Origin of the sequence: Streptomyces sp. NPDC005955 (genome assembly GCF_042871255.1) — a bacterium.
Classification (GTDB): domain Bacteria; phylum Actinomycetota; class Actinomycetes; order Streptomycetales; family Streptomycetaceae; genus Streptomyces.
In genome coordinates, this window is record NZ_JBIAIF010000003.1 from 45,686 (window position 1) to 63,770 (window position 18,085).

Here is an 18,085-nt window from a genome sequence, read left to right on the forward strand (position 1 = left end):
TCCCGCCGACGTTCGGCACATGTGGGGCGGCGACTGCCCTCCGTTCCGCATCTGACAGGCTGACAAGTCACGGCTCCGGCACCTGGAGTTGCCCCGCTGACGGAAGAAGGACCGAGAGCATGTCCCCCTTCCCGCCCGTCCCGTCTCCCGCGACAGCTCACGGCATCCGGTACGAGATCGCCCGGCACCGAGCCGGCGAAGGGCACGCGGAGCGCTGCACCGTCGACCTGTCGGCCGACGGGCGTGCCCGACTCAGGTACGAACACGGCACGATACGGCGATCCTGGGCCGCTCGGGTGGAAGACGTCGTGTGGACACGGCTGCTGCGGGCCGTGCAGAACGGGGCCCCGGAAGACCCGTCTCCCGCCGGGCCCGTCCACCGCCGCCTCCAGGTCCTCGACGCCGCTGCGCAGCCGAAGACGGTGATCTGGGGCGAAGGGGCGGCATCCGTCGAGGTCGGTGCCCTCCTGGACTCCCTGGTCGCGCAGATCAGCGGCCTTCCGTCGGACCTGGTCCGCAACACCCTGCCCCCGCTGGCGCACCGGAGCGTTGCGGGCGCGGCCAGTGGCCTGCCCGTGCAGGAGGCCGCCGCCGTCTTCGGGGAGGTGGGCGACCGGCCGGCGTTCGCACTGGCCCGGGGCGAGGGCGGCTTCGGCGTGTTCTCGGTGGATCCCCTGAAACTGCTCGGGGAGACGACGGAAGCGGGGCAGCCGATCCGTGCGCTGGCCCTCGGATCGTCCGGCGGGCGGGACCTCCTGGTGACCGGTGGCGACGACAACATCGTGTGGGCCTGGGACCTGACCGGCAACGAGGGCCTGGTGCACGCGCGCGGCGGGCACGGCGGTGCGGTGCGGGCCGTCGCCTCACGGGTCGACGTGGACGATGACGGACTGGTCTACTCGGGCGGCGAAGACGGCAAGGTCTGGGCCTGGGGCAGCCGGGACGGCGCCGAGATCGGCGCCTTGACCGGCCACGACCGGACCGTCAACGCACTGGTCACCACCCGCCTCGCCGGCCTCAACCTGCTCGTGTCCGGCGGGGACGACGGGGCGGTGCGCGTCTGGAACACCGACACCGGAGAGTCGCTCCGCACCTTCACCACGGGTGCCGGGTGGGTGAACGCCGTGGCGGCCACCGGCACCGGGGAAGGGGAGGGGGTCTGGATCGCCGCGGCCGGCTCCGACCACGTCGTCAACGTGTGGGACGCGGCGACCGGAACCCTGACGCAGACGTTCCACGGCCACGGTGCGGCAGTGACCGGACTGGCCTTCCTCGACCTGGCGGGCCGGCCGGTCCTCGTCTCCTGCTCGTACGACGGCACGATCAGGACCTGGGACGTGGCGGCAGGGCGCGCCCTGGACACGTGGTCGGCCGAGACCGACTGGCCGGCCGCACTGGCCGCTGCCCCCTCGGCTGGCGGAGCGGTCATCGTCTCCGGCGGGGCGACCGGGACGGTGCGCGTCTGGGACCCGAAGGGACGGGCGCTGCGGACACTGACCGCGGAGGGCGGTTCCGTCCGGGCGCTCGCGCTGGCGGAGTTCGCCGGTGCGACGACGGCCGCCGTGGGGTACCTCGACGGCTCCCTCCGGATCTGGGACGTGGCGACCGGTTCCGTGCGCCGTGTGCTCGATGCGGATGACGGCGCCCTCACCTCCGTCGCCTTCGGTCCGGCGGCCGGCACGGTGGTCTGCGGGACCGCTCGGGGCACCGTACGGGTGCACTCCACCGCGGACGGTGCGCTCCAGTCGGTACCGACGCCCCACACCGACGGGATCCGCGCCCTCGTCTTCCTCCCCGTGGCCGACGGCATCGTGGCCTCCGCCGGAGAGGACCGGACGGTGCGCACCTGGGAGGCGGCCACCGGTCGTCCGCTCCTGCGCCTGCGCGGCCATGAGGCGGGGGTGACGCGACTGGCGGCGGGACCGGTCGGCGCGGTCACGGCTCTCGCATCGGCCGACCGCGACGCGAGGATCCTGATCCGGGACGCGCTCTGCGGCCGACTTCTCCTGGAACTCCGTGCCGCCGGACCGCTCAGCGCCCTCGCCCTCGGTGAGGCCGACGGCGTGCCCGTGCTGACCGCCGCGGAGGCGCACGGCCCCGTCCGGGTCTGGAACGCGGTCTCGGGAGAGGAACTGGCCGCACTCGACACCGCTGACGCCGAGGTCGTCGCCCTCGACGTCAGCGTGCTCGACGGCACCCCCGTGCTGCTGGCCGGGGCCCGGGACGGCAAGGTGCGTGCCTGGCGGCTGCCGGACGGAGCCGGGATGGGAGCGGTCGCCCTGACCCAGACGCCGCTCGCACTCCGGCATTCCCCGCCCGACACCCTGCACGTCGCGGGAGAAGGCGGCCTGATGTCCCTCCGGAACTTCCCCTCCTGACGCGTCACCGTCCGGGGGAGCCCCCGCCCTGGCCCGGCTGGGGCGGACGGGGGACGCGGGGCTGCTGGGCCGGAGCCGTGACGCCCGGCGCCTGACCGGTCGGGGGCTTCACGGTGGACGCCCTGCCGGACGACTGGAGGCGCGCTGCGGAGGCCACCGGGTTCCCGCCCGTGACCGGAGTGCCCCCGGCCGTTCCCGCCGACCGCACCGACCCCGCTTCCTCGGCCCGGTGCTTGGCCAGGTGGGACCCCTGCAAGGCCGTGGCCATGAATCCCGCTGCCACGTTGCCGCTCTCCGCCGGGGCCGTCTTCCGGTCGATCACGGCGAGTCGGGCCATGTCGTCCCGGCTGAAGACGTTGCCGGGCAGCATGCGGGACGCGGCTCCGGTCACGTCGACCGTGTGCTTCTCCGCTTCGACCTGGAAGTGCAGCCGGTACCCGAGGTACTGCTCGCTCTTGTCGAAGAGCAGCTCGCCGCGGACCTCGCCGCCCTGTTGCCGGGCCCAGCGGTCAAGGGTGTCCGCCGCCTGCGGCAGTCGTGCCACCCGGCCGAGGCAGGCCACGTACGCGTCGCCCTCGACGTGGAGGGCCTTGAGCCGCACCCCGCCCTCGGGAGTGTTGACCGTCTCGACGGCGCCCAGCCGTTGGTTGGGCACGGTGACGAGACGTCCGTTGCCGCCGAGTTCCGCGTCGTACTCGCGGCGCATCGCCAGGTACTGGGAATCGTTGTGCAGGACCCAGGGCGCGGCGGTCCCCACCATGGTCACCCGGGCGTCCGGGTTGCCCTCCAGGATGATCTCCGCATTGGCGATGGCCCCGCCGCCGATCCCCGCGATCACCCAGTCGTCGGCGACCGTCGGGTCGTACTCCCCGTCACCCACGGCATCGCCCAGCAACACCCGCCCCGGGGCGGCGGCACTGGCCTGCTCCCACTGGGCGGTCGCCTGCAACGTGGTCCGGGCGCCGGCGACCGCCGGGTCCGTCGTCGTTCCGAGGGCCTCGGTCACCTGCGGTTCGGCGAGCACGTCCAGCGCCGCTGCCGCCCGCCCTTCCCCGGCCGGCAGCGCGGTCAACCGGTCCCGGGCGTCCAACGCTTCGGGAGTGCCCTGCGCGGTGAAGTGACGGTTCAGGACCTCCGTCGCCTCCGCCACCGTCGGCACCTGACGGTCCACCCCCGGAACGACCTCCGGCGGCACTCCGGTGGCGAGGAGCGGGGTTCCCACCACCTCGACCTTCACGGGGGCCGACCCGTCCATCGGGGTGATCTCGGCGATCAGGCGCCCGTCCTCGCCGGTGGCCAGTGCTGCGCGGCCGTCGACGAGGGGACCGCGGGCAGCAGCAGTGTCCTCCCACAGCTGGAGGGCGGCCAACGAGACCCGCTCCTTCGGGGCACTGAACTGGTACGGGTCCCAGCCGGCTTCCCTGAGGTGTCGCACCTGGTCCGCGGATTGGACGATGCCCTTGATGGGGTCGACGTGCCAGCGGCCGCGCGAGTCGACGAGCAGGACGTCGGGGTCCCGGCCGGCGAGTGAGGCGCCGCCACCGATCATGACCTGGCGCTGTGGGTACCGGCCCTCCGGCAGCGAGGCCGCTTCGGCGCGCAACTGGTCCAGGGTCTGTCGGCCGACCTCGGTCCGCTGGCCGGCCGCCGCGTCCCGCGCGGCACCGAGCTCCTCGCGCCCCAGGGCGGTGCCGTCGGGGCGCAGGCCGGGGAGTGCGAAGGAGGGGGCAGCGCCCAGTGGCGACTGCTCCGCACGCGCCAGATCGACACGTGTCCGGTGTTCCAGCACGACCCGTGCATCGGCGGGGTTCAGCTGTTCCACGGGCCGGGCGAGTTCACCCAGGGTGCGTACCGCGTCCTGGGTCAGGTGCGGTTCGACCACCTCGATCCTCACCCGAGCCGCGTACGTCTCGATCCTGCTGGTCGCCACGTCCCCGGCCGGAGAGGCAGGCCGGAGGCCGGTGTGGTCGATCAGCTCCGAGAGGTCACTGCGGGCCTGCGCGTGCTGCTCCGCGCTGAGGGCCCCGTCGTTCATGCGGGCGGCGAGGTAGTTCAGCTCCCCGACCCGGCCGAGGTCCTCGTCGGACAGCTTGGGCTCGGCCGGCAGGGCGGCGCCACGGGTCAGCAGGTCCTGTGCGGCCGGTGCCTCGGCACGGGCCGCGCGCTCCCGCACGGAGAGCAGTTCGTTGACCTCGTGGCTGAGGGCCCGGCCGATCTGTTCCGGCGCGATGCGGTCCGAGATCTGGACGACGTGGTTGTCCGAGCCCGTGTTGACGAAGCTCCGGGCGACGGTCCGCGCGGGGAGCGCCGCCGTCTCCAGACGAACGGTCATGGCCCGACCGTGCTCGTCGCTGAGGGAGAAGAAGCGACGATCACCCTCTTCGCTGATGCCGTGCGAGCGCAGCCGGTCGCCGTACAGCCCCTGGAGGACCATCGGCAGGGTGGCTTCGGCCTGTGCCAGCACGTCTTCCGGAGCCCGGGTGCCGCCATCGGCCCGGAAGGCGGTTCCCGCCACGTCCGTGGCGGTGATCATGACCTCTTCCGGACGTTCAGCCTCGTTGTCACGGTTCACTGACGTTTCCCCCCGTCGTGCCTTGAGTCGCTTACGATCATGTCATGTTGATCGCTCGGTCGTTGCAGGAAGCGCACCTCTACATGGACCTCCACGCTTGTGTCTGCGGCGCGGAGGAGTTCGGGAGGGAGCACCGGCTGGAGGACCGGGACGGGGTCCTGGTCGCGGTGTACGAAGGGGCCTGTTCCCGTTGTGGCCGGTCGCGGTCGTTCGAGTTCCAGCTGGCCGAGGAACTGCCGCCGTCGCCGCCGGCGTTCGGTGGGGCCGAGCCTTCGACGATCATCGATCCGGGCGAGTTCATGTCGGTCGGGGACCGCACCTCCACCGCGTCCGGCCTGCGACTGTTGAACACCCCGCTCGCCGAGCACCGGACGATCCGGCCGCAGGTGGCCTACGCGCTCGCCCTCTTCGAGGAGGTCGCCAAGTTCCTGCCCGAGGGCGAGGACCGCATCCCGGCGGACCGGTTCACCTCGGAGCTCGGGCGGGCCCTGTACGAGAAGGACCCGACGCGATTCACCCGGGAGCGGATCGAAGACTCCCTGGAGCGCAAGCGGGCCATCCTCGTCGACCTCGACCACTTCAGTCCGCCCGCGGGCTGAGCCCCCGGGCAGGGAGAGCTGGGGCCGTCCGCGCGGACGGCCCCGTCGTCAGCCCTCGTACGCCTCGACCACCGGCGCGGCCTTCGCCCGGTGGCTGCCCTCCTTGCACCCCGCGAAGGGCCCCGCGGCGGAGCGGAGTTCCGCGAGGACGGGGCCCAGGTGGTCCCGGTGCCAGAGCGCGGGGCCGGAGGCGCCGGCCGCCGGGTCTGTGTGCTCCTGCCAGGCGAGCCACAGGCCGTGCAGCCGGGCGACGGCTTCCAGGTGTTCCCACCACCGCGGGCACCAGGGCTGCTGCGAGGTGGTCTCGCGCCCGTAGACGGGCAGCAGGAGGTCGGAGACCCACAGGGCCAGGTTCCGCATCTCCTCGGCGTATTCGTCGCCGTCGAGGTAGAGGATGAACGGCGGTGCCGCGGGCTGTTCCTGTGCGGTGGTCATCGGATCGCCTTCTGTGCGGCACGGCCGGTGATGGCCTTCAACTCGGCCGCGGCGGCGGCCTGGATGCGCTCGGAGTCCGGTTCGGCGTACCAGGGACGCAGTCGGATCAGCGCCGGCTTGACTCCCGTGGCCAGCAGCAGCGCGGTGCCCTTGGGCAGGGCGCGGATGCGGTCGGCGGGCAGGATGCGTTCCAACCGGTAGGACGTCGAACGGGACCGGCCGTCCTTGCTCCTGGAGTAGCTGACCGTCGACACGTCGTGTTCTCCCACCAGCCGGGACACCTTCTCGACGAAGTCCGCGTCGTCGAGCCCGGCGCCCAGCAGCTTGATGGTGGCGGCGCCCCACAGGGCGTCCATACCGGCCTCGCCCCACACCCGTGCGCCCTGCCGGTAGCTCTGCAACAGGGTGACGATGTTGATGCCGCGCGAACCGAGGTGCGAGTAGAGGTCGGGCAGGTCGGAGATGCGGCACACGTTGGCGGCCTCGTCCAGCACCGCCGTCATCGGCGGGTCCAGCCGGCCCCCCATGCGTTCGGCGGCGACCACTCCGGCCCGCAGCACCGAGTCGGCGACCGCCGCGATGACGCCGGCCGCGGAACCGCCGCCGTCCTTGGAGAGCAGGTACAACGTGTCCTTGGCCAGGACGTGTTGTTCCGGTTGGAACTGCGGCACCTGCGGATCGGGGGTCACCCAGGCGGCGATGGCCGGGTCGAGGAGGCAGGCCACGCACTGGCGGGCCGTCTCGTAGATGCCGTCCCGGGTTTCGACGGCGCCCTGGATGGTGCCCCGCAGCTGGTCGGCCAGGGCGGGCATGGCCGCGTCGTGCAACAGGTCGATGGGGGTGCGGTCGGCCGGGTCGGCGAGCCACGTCAGTACGTCGCTGACCCCCTTCTGCCCGCGGTTCGCGGCGTGGAACAAGGCGGTGAGGGTGTTCTGCGCCGCGGAGATCCAGAAGTCCCGCTTGGAGGCGTCGTCGTTGACGGCGCCCACGAAGTGACCGGCGAGGCGTCGCGCGCCCTCGATGCTGGCGGCGTCGGCGAGCATGTCCCACCACATGTCGCGCGAGGTGTGCGCGATGCCCTGCGGGTCGAACACCCAGACCCGCCCCTCGCCTTCGCGCTCGGCCCGGGTGACGCTGTAGACGTCCGCCTTGTTGGAGGTCAGCAGGACACTGCCCTGGGCGCGCAGCAGACGGGGCACGGCGATGCCGGTGGACTTGCCGGCGCGCGGGGCCATCAGGTCCAGTTCCACGTCCTCGTAACTGGAGCGCAGCTCGGGTCCCTTGGGCTCCAGGTTGCCCAGGAGGTTGCCGGTCGCGTCCGGGTGCAGCTTGGCCGACCCGGACAGCGAGGGACGCAGGGCGCGCGCCCGCTCGGCCGCCCCCTTGGGCAGCAGGCCCGCCAGCTCCTTGCGGCCGGCGAGGCCGCTGGGGCGGGACGTCCGACCGCGCACCAGGACGATCAGCAGTACGACCAGGGCGACGAACACGCCGAAGAGCGTGGCGATCCCGGCGGTCACCGCGCCGCTGTTCGCGGTCGGCCACACGGCTTCGGGGCCCTTGTCGACCAGGGTCGCCAGGGTGTCCAGGGAGAACGGCGGCGGGTCCCAGCCCGAGCCGGACACGGCGGCCCCCAGGGTGCCGCCCAGCCAGGCCCCGCCGAAGACGCCGCCGACCAGGACGGCCACCCCGGGGATGACCCAGGGCAGGAGGTCGTCCCCGGAGGAGTGCCCCTTGCGCGCGGGGCGCGACGTGCTCATCGTGGCATCTCCGTCTGCTTCGTGAGGTTCAGCTCGTTGCCCGTCCAACGGGTGTTGGTGTTGTGCAGGGCGCGTTCCGTGTCGGTGATCGACACCTTGATGGGGATGCCGGGGCGGCCTCCCACCTTGACCAGGAAACGGCCCCGGCCGGGCGGCTCCTCGTTGGCTCCGCTGCTGGCCCAGCCGGGCGGCGACGACCAGGAGGAGACCAGTTCGATCTCCCGCTCCGACATGCCGACGATCTCGCCGAGTTCCCGCATCTCGGTGCGCGGCAGCCCCGCGCAGACCACCATCCCGGCGCGTTCGACGAAGCCGCGGGCCTTCGCCCGGTCCGCCTCGCTGCCGAGGGCCTCGGCGTCCTTGAGGGTGTGCGTGATCTTGGCGTCGCCCAGGCCGAGGGAGCGGTTGAGCCGGGTCAGGGCGTCGATCCGTTCGACGATGCCGGAGGCGGCGCGCAGCGGACGCCACAGTTCGTCGAGGACGGTGAAGAACCAGCGTTGCGGGGCGAGTCCGGCGTCCGCGAGGGCGTGTGCCGCGGCCACCGTGCCGAGCCCGTCGGACCACGCGGCCAGCATCGCCGCCGCGGTCAGCTGGGTGTCGGCCTCGCCGATGCGGGAGATGTCCACGCACACGGCGGGGGACGCGGGGTCGATCCTGGTCGACGTCTCGGAGGCGAACGTGCCGCCGAGGGGGCCGTCGAGGACACCGAGCAGGGAACGGTGCAGCGGGTCGACGGCCTCCTGGTAGCGGGCGACGTCACCCCGGTCCAGGGTCACCGCGCGCACCCGGTCGGGCCCCTCGTCCAACACCCGCAGCAGATCGGGCAGCAGCGGGGCACGGCCCGCCTTCGTCCGCTCCGTGAGGTGGTGCAGACAGGCGGACAGCACCGACTGTTCGTGGTCGTCCATCGGCCGACCGCGGACGATGGTGATCAGGGCGGCGACCATGTTCAGGACCCGGCCGTGGGCCTCGGCGGCCAACACCCGTCCCGCGTCGCCGCCGATCCGCGCGGCGGCCTGCCCCATCGCACCGGGGTCGAGCACGTTGATGCCGCCCACGCCGCGCCCGATGGAGATCACCTGACCGCCCAGGGCCCGCACGGTGTCCGCGTAGTCGGGCTTCAGGTCGCCGAGGACCAGGGGAGTGACGCCGGTGGCCGCCAGACCGATGAGCATCCGGTTGACCAGCGTCGACTTGCCCAGGCCCGGCATGCCGAGCATGAACAACGAGGGGTTGGAGATGTACCGGGCCCGGGTGAACCAGGAGATGGGGTCCCCGCACACGGTCGCGCCGGTGTGCAGGTGCTGACCGAGCGGCACTCCGGTCATGGGGGCGCCCGAACCGGCCGCGAACGGCCACAGACCGCACGCCTGCACGGTGGTCGCCCGCCACATCGAGGGCGGGTCGAGATGGCCGACCTGACCGCCGCCCGGCCCGTACCAGCCCCGCGAAGGGGCCGTGGCCGGACGCGGGGGTCGCTGCTTCCCGCTCACAGGGCCTCCCTGATCTGGTACGGGACGAGGGTGTGCTCCCAGGGCAGGATGCCGACCGGCAGGGTGCAGGTGAAGGCGGACGCCTGCATGCGGTCGGCCGGGCGCATCTGGATGCGGGAGGCCGCCTGGAGGTTGCGCACGGTGATCGCGGCCTCCTGGGGGTCGACCTCGGCGTCGACGGTGACCGTCACCATCAGCGAGAACTCCACCAGGCCGGCGCCCGACGCCTCCTCGGCCGCGGTCTGTTCGGCCGCCCGGATCTCGGAGGAGGCGCGGGCCTGGACCATGCCGCCGCGGGACGTTGCCATGAAGTGCGCGGCACGGCGGTCGGCCTCCACCATGCGGGCCGAGGTCGCCGGATCGATCGGCCGGTAGACCAGCGAGACCCGCTTGCGGCGGGTGCCGGGCGCCGGCTCCAACAGGCCGCGCAGCACACTGGAGCGGACGGTGCCGCGCGGCGCCAGGGTCAGCAGCCAGGTGCGCGAGACACCCGAGTCGTGTGTGTAGGTGTTGACGGTCTCGACCGTGGCGGCGGGGCCGGCGTCCGCCCAGTCCAGACTGGTCGTGGAGTGTTCGGCGCGGGCGCTGAGCACGTCCGGCGCGACCGCCGGGTCGTAGGCCACCCGCACGATCTCGGCGATGCGTTCGGCGGACAGCGGGTGGGCGGCGCCGCCGCCGGCGGCGACCAGCCCGGACAGCAGACCGGGAAGGCGCATGGAGAGGTCGGTGATGACGTCGTCGACGTCCCGCTTGGGACCGCCGGTGGGACCGTAGGTGAGGGCGATGTACGTGTGCATCTCCGAGGACGCCGTCGGATAGCGCTCGACGACCTCCTCCATCACGGCGCGGGCGGCGGCCGGTGCGTCGGGGGCGATGCGCGGGAGGACCTCGGCGGCCAACCGGGTGCCGGTGTCGGGAGCGGTCTCGACGACGACCTGGGCACCCCGCAGGCCCGGTTCGTGGGACAGCCGGGACAGCCAGTCGCCCCAGGAGGCCACCCAGATGTCGACCTGCTCCGGGTCGACGAGCGAGCCGCCGTCGGGCTCGCAGCCCAGGACCAGGGTGTACAGGTTGCGACCGGGGTGGTGGATCACCCCGAACGGGCGGTCGTAGGCGTCCCGCCCCTCGTACATCTTGGTGCGGGCGAGCAGACCGGGAGGCTGGAACCGGCCGCCGGGGCGCCGGGAGAGCGGCCCGGACACATAGGTCGTGGAGCCGTTCGCCTTCCGCTTCATCCAGCCGATGCGCAGGGCGAGCAGCTGGTAGACGTTGCGGCCGTCCGTGGTGCGCAGCGCCAGTGGGGCGAGGAACACGCTGGTGAAGGCGAGCACCACGATCGCGGCGCCCAGGGAGACCAGCGAAGCCAGCAGCGTCACGAGGAGCCCGCCGAAGGCGACGACGGTTCCGAGCAGGCCCAGGGGGCCGAGACCGGGACGGCGGGGCCGCCGCCAGTTCCCGTAGGTGGGACGCTTGATGGCGTCGGTGGACATGGGTTCCCTTCTTCCGGCTTCTGCCGTGGGGGGCGGGTGCGGGGGCGGCCGGACCCCGGGTCAGGGGCCGGCCGCCGACGGATGGGATGCGGGCGGCCTACTGGTTGTGGCCCTTCATCCCGTCGTTGTCGTCCAGGGAGTTGGTCACCTCGCTGGCCGCGGCGATGGTGGTCTGCGCGGCGACGGCGGCGGCCTGCACGGCCACGGTCGCCCCGGCGGTGGCGGCACCGCCAGCCGCACTGCCCGCTGCACCCGCCGCACCTGACGCGCCCGAGCCGCTGGCTCCGGCGGCACCCGAGCCACCTGCTCCGCCGGCCGAGGGGGCCGAGGCGCCGCCGCCGGACGGAGCCGATTCGCCGGCTCCGGCGGACGGCGAGCCCTTGGGGCCGGACTCACCCTTGGCGCCAGATCCGCTCCCGCCTCCTCCACCGCTGCTGCTCCCGCCTCCACCGCCGCCTCCGCCCATGCTGCCGGAGGCGATGCTGACCGCGCCGCTGGCCATGTTGCCGGCGGCGTTGAGCGCGACGGTGCCGCCGGAGGTGCCGCCCAGTGCGGCGGTGGCCGGGACGATCAGTTTCAACAGGGCGGGCAGCGCGAAGACCGCCAGGATGAGCATGCCCATACCGGCGATGGTCGTGTCCAACTTGTCTTTGTTGCCGGGGTTGTTCGTCATGGCGGTGGCCGAGTAGATGATCAGTGCCGCCGCGGGTTTGTACAGCAGCCAGGCCCCCAGCCAGCCGATGTGCTTCTTCCACCAGCCCTCGCCCCATCCGGTCATGGAGGAGACGGCGGCGAGCGGAAGGGTGCCTATCAGCATGATCAGTACGCCGATGCGGATGTACATCAGACAGATCTGGACGACGGACGACAGCATCACCAACAGGCCGAAGACGATGATGAGGCCGGGCTGCGTCAGGCCGATCACGCCGAGGATGTCATTCGCCGTTTCGCCGAGTTCGGACTTCTTGTAGATGTCCCTCGCGTAGGCGTCGGAGGCCGCGTTGAGCGCCGTCACCACCGGAACGGCCAGTCCGCCGACCAGAAGTACCTTCCACATGCCCAGGAACGCCTGCTTCATGGGCTCGCCCCGTCGGTCCAGGGCCATCTTGATCGCCGCTATGAGCAGGCTCGCCACGGCGACGTATCCGACGAGCCAACTGGTCGCGCCGTGGATGCTTTCGGCCGGGGTGCCCGGTTCCTCGACGTTGATGTTCAGCCAGACTCCGTTGAGGGCCTTCAACGTTGCCTCGGTCGCTGCGCCGATCGCGTCGGAGAACGCCTTCACGGCGCCCCCGGCCACCAACTCACCGCCCTTTTCGATGGGCGTCTTGATGATGTCCTTGATGGGATCGGTGATGCAGCCGAGGATGTCCTTCTTGCCGCAGGCCATGTCAGGTCCCCCAGGTGACGAAGCCGTCGGTGCCGTCTACGCGTGACCCGCCGCCGTAGACCTCACCATCCGGGTCGGGGACCAGCTTCCAGTCGCCGTCCTGCCAGCGCAGGTTGACCGACACGGACAGGTGCTGACTGCTCTGGGGGATGCGGGCCAAGACCATGACCGTTGCCTCCTCCTTGCTGTAGGAGAGGACGGAGAAGCCGGAGTAAACCGCCCCGGACGGTTGGTCCGAGACCGGTGTGTCCTTCTCCTTGGCTCGGTCGGCGACGAAAGCATCGCGCCCGGGCCCGGGCACCATCTGACGCTCCGCGACCTCGCGCCATCCTGCGAAGCCGAAGTGGTCCGTGATGGAGTGAGCGGCAAGCGCGGCGCCCATCTGGGTGCGCGCGAAGCAGTACCAGACGGGTCCGTCGAACTTCAGGGGGCCGGCGGTCTTGGAGACCGGCACGAGGTTGATGCCGTTGGCCTTCCAGTACAGATCCTTCGGCGGTGCCGTCGGCTTCTTCTGGTCGCTGTCGTCGGTCCGGCAACCCGCGGGCCGGTCGTCGCCGTCGCCACCGCCGGAGGGTACGGTGCGGCTGGGCGAGGGGCGGTCGGCGCCGGTGCTCGGCGCCGGTTCGTCCTCACCCGTCATCAGGGCGTAGCCGCCGAGGATGACCAGGACCAACAGGAAGCCGGCCGACAGGATCCAACCCCGCTGCTGCCAGAACGGCTGCTCCCACTCCCCGCTGCCCCCGCGTGAGCGGCCGGTCTTCACCATGTCGAGCCTTTCCTTGCGTCGAGGACCTGGACTGATCAGCCGAAGACGAAGGTGACGACGGGTCCGGCCGTGGCCACCAACACGCAGCCGCCGAGGACCATACCGAGCCGACCCATGTGCTCCGAGCCCTCGCCGCGGCGCATCGAGATCGCCATCATCGCGCCGGTGATCAACACGCCGGCGACGCCCGCCGCGGTACCGCCCCAGGCCAGGATGCCGAGCACCGTGTCGACCTTGTCGGTGAGGGCGTCGGGGGCGTTCCGGTTGGGGTCGGGCACCCCGCCGTCCGCCAGTACGGTGTGCGAGTGGGCCTTGGCTGCGAGCGCCTGGATCATGGATGTCTCCCCGATTTGATTCGGCCCGGGGGCCGAGGATGTGCCTGTGACGGAAGTCGGTTGTTGTCTAGCCGGCCCCAAGGGGCCTGACGAGCCAAGCGGATGACGGACGGTGTCCGGAAGTGATTTTCTCCTGTCGAACGACGTGCTCGCGACAAAGAGGTGCATCAGCACCGCAACGGTGTCGTGCCGTGGTCATTTGCTGGTGTTCCAGAAGTCCAGACCCACGAACTCCACGAGGGGCCCGGCGCAGGCCGCGATGACGCACGCACCCAGCACGATGAGGTACGCGCGCAGGTGTTCCTCGGCGTCACCCGTCTTCAGGGCGAGTGCCATGCGCGTCCCGACGATCATCAGCCCCGCCACGCCCGCCGCGGTGACCAACCAGGCCAGGTAGCCGAGGACCTGGTTCAGTGGGCCGGTGACGTTCGACGGGGGAGTGTAGGCCAGTTCGACCATCATCGGTCCCACGTTCATCGGTCGCTCCTCGTGCGTGCGTCGTCTTCCGGCGGGGCGGCGGCCAGGGCCGCCAGTGCGGACGTCTCCCGCGGCGGGGGAACGCTGAGGTCCCCGGTGCGCCAGGCGGGAACCCAGGGCACCCGGTGGATCCGCACCGCCGAGCCGATGACCTTGATCCGCTGTTGGAGCTGACGGGGCAGTCGCCCGGGGGCGTCCGCGACCAGGGCGACGGCGACCAACTCCACTCCCGGCGGCTGCTCGCCGCGGCGGAAGGCGTCGAGCGTACGGGACACCGCTTGGAGTCCGGCGGCATGGGTGCGGGCCACCAGGACGACGGTGTGCGGTTCGCCGCGGTCGGGCCGGGGCATGGCGCGGCCCGCGTCGATCCCGCCGAAGACCGTCGTCAGGGTGGAGGCGCCCGCGCCTCCGTGTGCGGCCACCCACACCAATTGCCCCTGCACAGGTGACGGTTCGGCGACCTCGGCCGGACGCGCCGGTGGCGATGGTGCGGTGACGGGCCCGCGGATCCAGATCTCCGGGCCGCTTGGCGGGCTCTTTTGCACCGGCAACTCATCTCCCTTCGAGGTGCGACAGGCGGTCGTACCGTGTGATCCTCGCTGACGAAACACTGAGGAATAGCACCGTGCGACGGTCTGGGACAAGTTCGTGACCGGGCGGTGACGCAGGTAGCGTCCGTCGCCGGCGAGACTCAACGTGCCGTACGGCAGGACCATCTGACGCTGAGGGAGCGGATGTCGAAGAACGGGGGAGGGCCCGCCGCCTGGATCGTCGGTGGCGTGGTCGCCATGGTCATGCTTCCCATGATCATGATGGTGTCCGTCAGCGGGAGCGACGACGACCAGGAGGACGGCGCGGGGGGCGGGGGCGGGGGCCTCAAGAACGGGACGGTGAAACCGGAGTACGTCCCGTGGATCCTGAAGGCCGGCGCCCTGTGCGACGCCGTCAAGCCGGCGGTCATCGCGGCCCAGATCGAGGCCGAGTCGGGGTGGAACCCCAACGCCCGGTCCCCGGTGGGCGCCCAGGGGCTGTCCCAGTTCATGCCCGGGACCTGGGCGACCTGGGGCAAGGACGCGGACGGCAACGGGCGGGCGTCGCCCTTCGACCCGGCCGACGCGATCATGGCGCAGGGGAACTACGACTGCGACCTCGCCAAGATAGTCGAGGGGTACAAGAAGCGGGGGAGGGCCACGGGCCCGACGCTCGACCTGATGCTGGCCTCCTACAACGCGGGGCCCGGCGCCGTCCAGAGGTACGGCGGCATACCCCCGTACACCGAGACCCGGAACTACGTCGTCCGGATCAAGGCGCTCATCCCCAAGTACGAGTCGGTCGACGATCCTCCGGGCCAGGTTCCGGCGGGGCAGCGGATGGCCATGCCGTTGCGCGGCAACGCCCCGATCACCTCGCCGTACGGGATGCGGCTGCACCCGATCCTGAAGGTCTACAAGCTGCACACCGGCATCGACTTCGGCGCCCCGGCCGGTACGCCGTTCCGCGCGGCCCGGGACGGCAAGGTGACGTTCGCCGGGTGGAACAACGGCTACGGAAACCGCGTGATCATCTCCCACGGCACCATCAACGGCAAGGAGGTCTCCTCGACGTACAACCACATGGGGGCCATCAACGTCGCGGTCGGACAGGAGGTCAAGGTGGGACAGCAGGTCGGACCGGTCGGCTCGACCGGATACTCCACCGGCCCGCACGCCCACTTCGAGGTCATGCAGGACGGTGCGTACGTGGACCCCGGGCCTTGGCTGGGGTTGAGATGATGGAACCCGACGGGACTGACAGGGGGGACGGGATGAGGACACGCTCCGTACGGGCCGGGCGCCGGTGCGCGACCGTGCTGCTCGCGGCGGTCACCGGCTCGGCCCTGCTCGCGGGGTGCGCACTGCCCGACCAGCGGGTGGACGGCGAGCAGCGGGACGGCAAGCAGGCGGACGGATCGGCGTCGGCGGAAGCCTCCTTCACGCCCAAGGTCCCCGTGCCGTCGGGCAAGCCGTTGGGGGCCGACGCGCGCGTTCCCCGCCCCACGAAGGTGGACGAGGGCGACGCCGGTGCGGTGTCCAAGGCCTGGGCGGAGACCGCCTACGGCTACGACACCGCGTACGACGCGAGTCCGTACGACGCGAAGCTGCGTGCCGCCCGCTGGCTCACGGACCGCAGGAGGGCCACCGAGCGGGAGTACCGGCCGGCCGGCGCACCCGGGCCCGAGTGGACCACCTGGGCCGGGCACCGGGCCTGGACCACGGTGGACGTCAGCAGCGAACTGGAGGACGACGCCCCGCGGGACAGCCGGTCGCTCGCCTACCGTTCCCTCGTCGTGAAGGGCACGGCGCACGGGAGGGACGGCTGGAAGGGCACCGGACCACGCCTCAACGCCTATGTCAAGCTGGTACGTTCGGCCAACGGCAAGCAGTGGCGGGTGGACGACGTGACGGTCGTCGAGGCCGCGACCGCGCCCCCACCGAGCAGCGACGCTCCGTAAGTGCCCGCTCCATTCTCCGCCGACACTTCCGCCCAGTGAGGGAACCGATGTCCAGATTCAGTCGCGGCGGACGCAAGCGACAGCAGAGCCCGCCGCCCGGCCGGGAGGGTTCCTCCGCGTCCGGGCTGCGGCCCATCGAGGTGCACGTCTTCGCCGACGGGACCGCCGTGGTGGGCGGGCTGCCGGTCGCCGCCGCTCCGGGGGAGAGTCCCCAGGACGCGGTGCTGAACTACCTGCACCGTCTGGTGCTCGCCACCGGTCACCCCGTCGCGGCCGTGGTCCACGACGAACGGATCGGCTACAGCACGCCCCTCCAGGTCGGCTCGGACGGAGCGAGCGCCTTCGCCGGACCGCCCGTCCCGCTGCCGGGGAACGCGGCGGGAGCGCCCGTCGCCCCCGCTGCGGCTCCGGGCGCCCTGCCGGCCGTGCCTCCGCCCGCCGCGGCGGCGCCCCCGCAGGACGGGGTGACGACGGTGCTGCGGGCGGTACCGGACCCGGCGCCCCGGCCGCCGGCCACGGCGCCCACCCCCGTACCGGAGCCCGCCCCGGCCGCCCCGGCCGTTCCGCCCGCGCACTCCGCGGCGCCGACGCCCGAGCCGGTGCCCGCGGGAGCCACCGTCCCCTCCCTGCTCGCGGAGCCGGTCCGGCGCATCAACGAGGCGATGAGCATGGGGCGGATCGAGTCCGCCGCGGCGATGGCGGAGCAGAGCATCGCCACGGCGTCCCAGGCCCTGGGCGCGGACCACCCGGAGGTGCTCCAGCTACGGGAGCTCGCCGCGTACATCGCGTACCTGGCGGGTGACCTGCCGCGCTCCTTCGCCCTGTCGATGGCGCTCGCCCGGGCCCGTCGGCGCCGCGACGACGACCGCGCCTTCGCGAGCGTGCAGAGCGCCGCGGCCGCCTGGCGGGCCCTGCGGGACCCCGCTCAGGGGCTGGCGCTGGGCCATGAACTGATCGCCCTCTGGTCGGACCTGGCGGCCGAGGGCGGTCCCGCCGCCGCCGACACCGCGCAACTCGACGCGGTCCGGGCCCGGATGGACCGGCTCTTCCAGCGTGCCGGCGCGTCCGCCGACCGACACGAGACCACGGGACGCTCCCATGCCCAAGGCCAGTGACCTGCCCGGTGACCGTGGTGCCGGTCCGACCCGCCGCCGCGCGGCGGCTGAGCTCCACCGTCGACGTGCGCCGCGTCCCCGGGTCGAGGTGACCGTCAACCCGCTGAACGGCACGGCGAGTTGGCGCACGGTGAGTCCGGGCGGGCCGGGCTCGGAGAGGGGCGGCCGAGGCCGGGACGACGGTCGGGAACGCCCGGCCGGGACGTCCGCCGGGCGCCCGACGGCCGCCGCGTTGCGTGCCGCGGGCCTCGACCCGAGCCGGGTGTCCGACCGGGGTGCCGCCCCGGTTCCCGCACCGCCCGCCGCTGTCCGTGCGGTCGTCGCCCGCAGCGTCGAGGGGCTCCCGCCCGAGCAGCGGCAGGCGGAACTGGCCCGGGTCGGACTGCTCCGCTCCCAACTCGTCGGCGACCTCTCCCGCGGCGCCCGCATGCCGTCGTCCGTGGCGGCCCGGCTGCGCTCCACCGCCTCACCCGCCGGTGTGCACCGACTGTCCGCGCACGCGACGGCCCTGCGGACCGTGCCGCGGACGGGCGGACCGGGTGCGTCGAACCCCGCGCTCCCGTCCAACGGACCGTCGGCCGCCGGTCCCCGGAGGTAGCCGGGGGCGACCGGGCGGCCACCCCGCCACCGATCGCCCCCGCGGCCCCCTCACCCACCCTTGAGCAATGGCGCGAAACCGCTTGCGCGCCGGGGTCGCTACGCCGTCGCGTCCGCCCGGCGCGTCCGTGCCGGACCGGGTGAAGTCCCAGGTCAGAGCCTTGCGTCGAAGTCACACCTGGGCAGCGAA

16 protein-coding genes are annotated in these 18,085 nt (G+C 72.6%); 6 read left to right on the forward strand and 10 right to left on the reverse strand.

Annotated elements, in window-relative coordinates:
- The first annotated feature begins 119 nt into the window (after window positions 1-119).
- The gene (locus tag ACFYOU_RS08870; protein WP_391304286.1) at window positions 120-2,378 is read left to right on the forward strand and encodes a WD40 repeat domain-containing protein; all 2,259 of its coding nucleotides are present in this window, start codon (window positions 120-122) and stop codon (window positions 2,376-2,378) included.
- 4 nt (window positions 2,379-2,382) lie between these two features.
- Here the strand turns inward: ACFYOU_RS08870 and ACFYOU_RS08875 are convergent, their stop codons facing one another.
- Window positions 2,383-4,911 carry a hypothetical protein gene (locus ACFYOU_RS08875; protein ID WP_391304287.1) on the reverse strand — a complete coding sequence of 843 codons (2,529 nt, stop codon included), beginning with the start codon at window positions 4,909-4,911 and terminating at the stop codon, window positions 2,383-2,385.
- A gap of 83 nt (window positions 4,912-4,994) precedes the next feature.
- On the opposite strand from ACFYOU_RS08875, the gene ACFYOU_RS08880 reads away from it, so the two are divergent.
- The gene (locus ACFYOU_RS08880) at window positions 4,995-5,549 is read left to right on the forward strand and encodes a hypothetical protein (protein ID WP_391304289.1); all 555 of its coding nucleotides are present in this window, start codon (window positions 4,995-4,997) and stop codon (window positions 5,547-5,549) included.
- A gap of 48 nt (window positions 5,550-5,597) precedes the next feature.
- Here ACFYOU_RS08880 and ACFYOU_RS08885 read toward each other — a convergent pair whose 3' ends face one another.
- The 9 genes from ACFYOU_RS08885 to ACFYOU_RS08925 all read right to left on the reverse strand — a co-directional run bounded on the left by ACFYOU_RS08885 (window position 5,598) and on the right by ACFYOU_RS08925 (window position 14,114).
- Window positions 5,598-5,984, reverse strand: a complete 387-nt coding sequence (locus ACFYOU_RS08885; RefSeq protein ID WP_391304290.1) for a DUF4913 domain-containing protein — start codon at window positions 5,982-5,984, stop codon at window positions 5,598-5,600.
- Window positions 5,981-7,741, reverse strand: coding sequence for a TraM recognition domain-containing protein (locus ACFYOU_RS08890; RefSeq protein ID WP_391304292.1), 1,761 nt, complete (start codon window positions 7,739-7,741; stop codon window positions 5,981-5,983). Before ACFYOU_RS08890 ends, ACFYOU_RS08885 begins: the two co-directional genes overlap by 4 nt.
- Entirely contained in the window at window positions 7,738-9,234 is a 1,497-nt protein-coding gene (locus tag ACFYOU_RS08895) for an ATP/GTP-binding protein (RefSeq protein WP_391304294.1), read from the reverse strand. Before ACFYOU_RS08895 ends, ACFYOU_RS08890 begins: the two co-directional genes overlap by 4 nt.
- Window positions 9,231-10,724, reverse strand: a complete 1,494-nt coding sequence (locus ACFYOU_RS08900; protein ID WP_391304296.1) for an SCO6880 family protein — start codon at window positions 10,722-10,724, stop codon at window positions 9,231-9,233. The genes ACFYOU_RS08895 and ACFYOU_RS08900 overlap by 4 nt, the downstream gene beginning before the upstream one ends.
- A gap of 97 nt (window positions 10,725-10,821) precedes the next feature.
- On the reverse strand, window positions 10,822-12,114 hold the full coding sequence (locus tag ACFYOU_RS08905) for a hypothetical protein (RefSeq protein ID WP_391304298.1): 1,293 nt from the start codon (window positions 12,112-12,114) through the stop codon (window positions 10,822-10,824).
- Window position 12,115: 1 nt separating this feature from the next.
- Window positions 12,116-12,880 (reverse strand): hypothetical protein, encoded by a 765-nt coding sequence (locus ACFYOU_RS08910; RefSeq protein WP_391304300.1) that lies wholly within the window; start codon window positions 12,878-12,880, stop codon window positions 12,116-12,118.
- A 35-nt stretch (window positions 12,881-12,915) separates the two neighbouring features.
- Window positions 12,916-13,215, reverse strand: a complete 300-nt coding sequence (locus tag ACFYOU_RS08915) for a hypothetical protein (RefSeq protein WP_389770910.1) — start codon at window positions 13,213-13,215, stop codon at window positions 12,916-12,918.
- 195 nt (window positions 13,216-13,410) lie between these two features.
- Entirely contained in the window at window positions 13,411-13,692 is a 282-nt protein-coding gene (locus ACFYOU_RS08920) for a hypothetical protein (RefSeq protein WP_391304303.1), read from the reverse strand.
- The gene (locus tag ACFYOU_RS08925) at window positions 13,689-14,114 is read right to left on the reverse strand and encodes a hypothetical protein (RefSeq protein WP_391304305.1); all 426 of its coding nucleotides are present in this window, start codon (window positions 14,112-14,114) and stop codon (window positions 13,689-13,691) included. The genes ACFYOU_RS08920 and ACFYOU_RS08925 overlap by 4 nt, the downstream gene beginning before the upstream one ends.
- A gap of 312 nt (window positions 14,115-14,426) precedes the next feature.
- On the opposite strand from ACFYOU_RS08925, the gene ACFYOU_RS08930 reads away from it, so the two are divergent.
- Genes ACFYOU_RS08930 through ACFYOU_RS08945 form a run of 4 tightly spaced genes read left to right on the forward strand, consistent with a single transcriptional unit; the run spans window position 14,427 to window position 17,896 of the window.
- Entirely contained in the window at window positions 14,427-15,464 is a 1,038-nt protein-coding gene (locus tag ACFYOU_RS08930) for a peptidoglycan DD-metalloendopeptidase family protein (RefSeq protein ID WP_391304307.1), read from the forward strand.
- Window positions 15,465-15,496: 32 nt separating this feature from the next.
- On the forward strand, window positions 15,497-16,183 hold the full coding sequence (locus ACFYOU_RS08935; RefSeq protein WP_391304308.1) for a hypothetical protein: 687 nt from the start codon (window positions 15,497-15,499) through the stop codon (window positions 16,181-16,183).
- A 47-nt stretch (window positions 16,184-16,230) separates the two neighbouring features.
- The gene (locus ACFYOU_RS08940) at window positions 16,231-17,298 is read left to right on the forward strand and encodes a tetratricopeptide repeat protein (RefSeq protein ID WP_391304309.1); all 1,068 of its coding nucleotides are present in this window, start codon (window positions 16,231-16,233) and stop codon (window positions 17,296-17,298) included.
- The gene (locus ACFYOU_RS08945; protein ID WP_391304311.1) at window positions 17,282-17,896 is read left to right on the forward strand and encodes a hypothetical protein; all 615 of its coding nucleotides are present in this window, start codon (window positions 17,282-17,284) and stop codon (window positions 17,894-17,896) included. The genes ACFYOU_RS08940 and ACFYOU_RS08945 overlap by 17 nt, the downstream gene beginning before the upstream one ends.
- The last annotated feature ends 189 nt before the right edge of the window (window positions 17,897-18,085 follow it).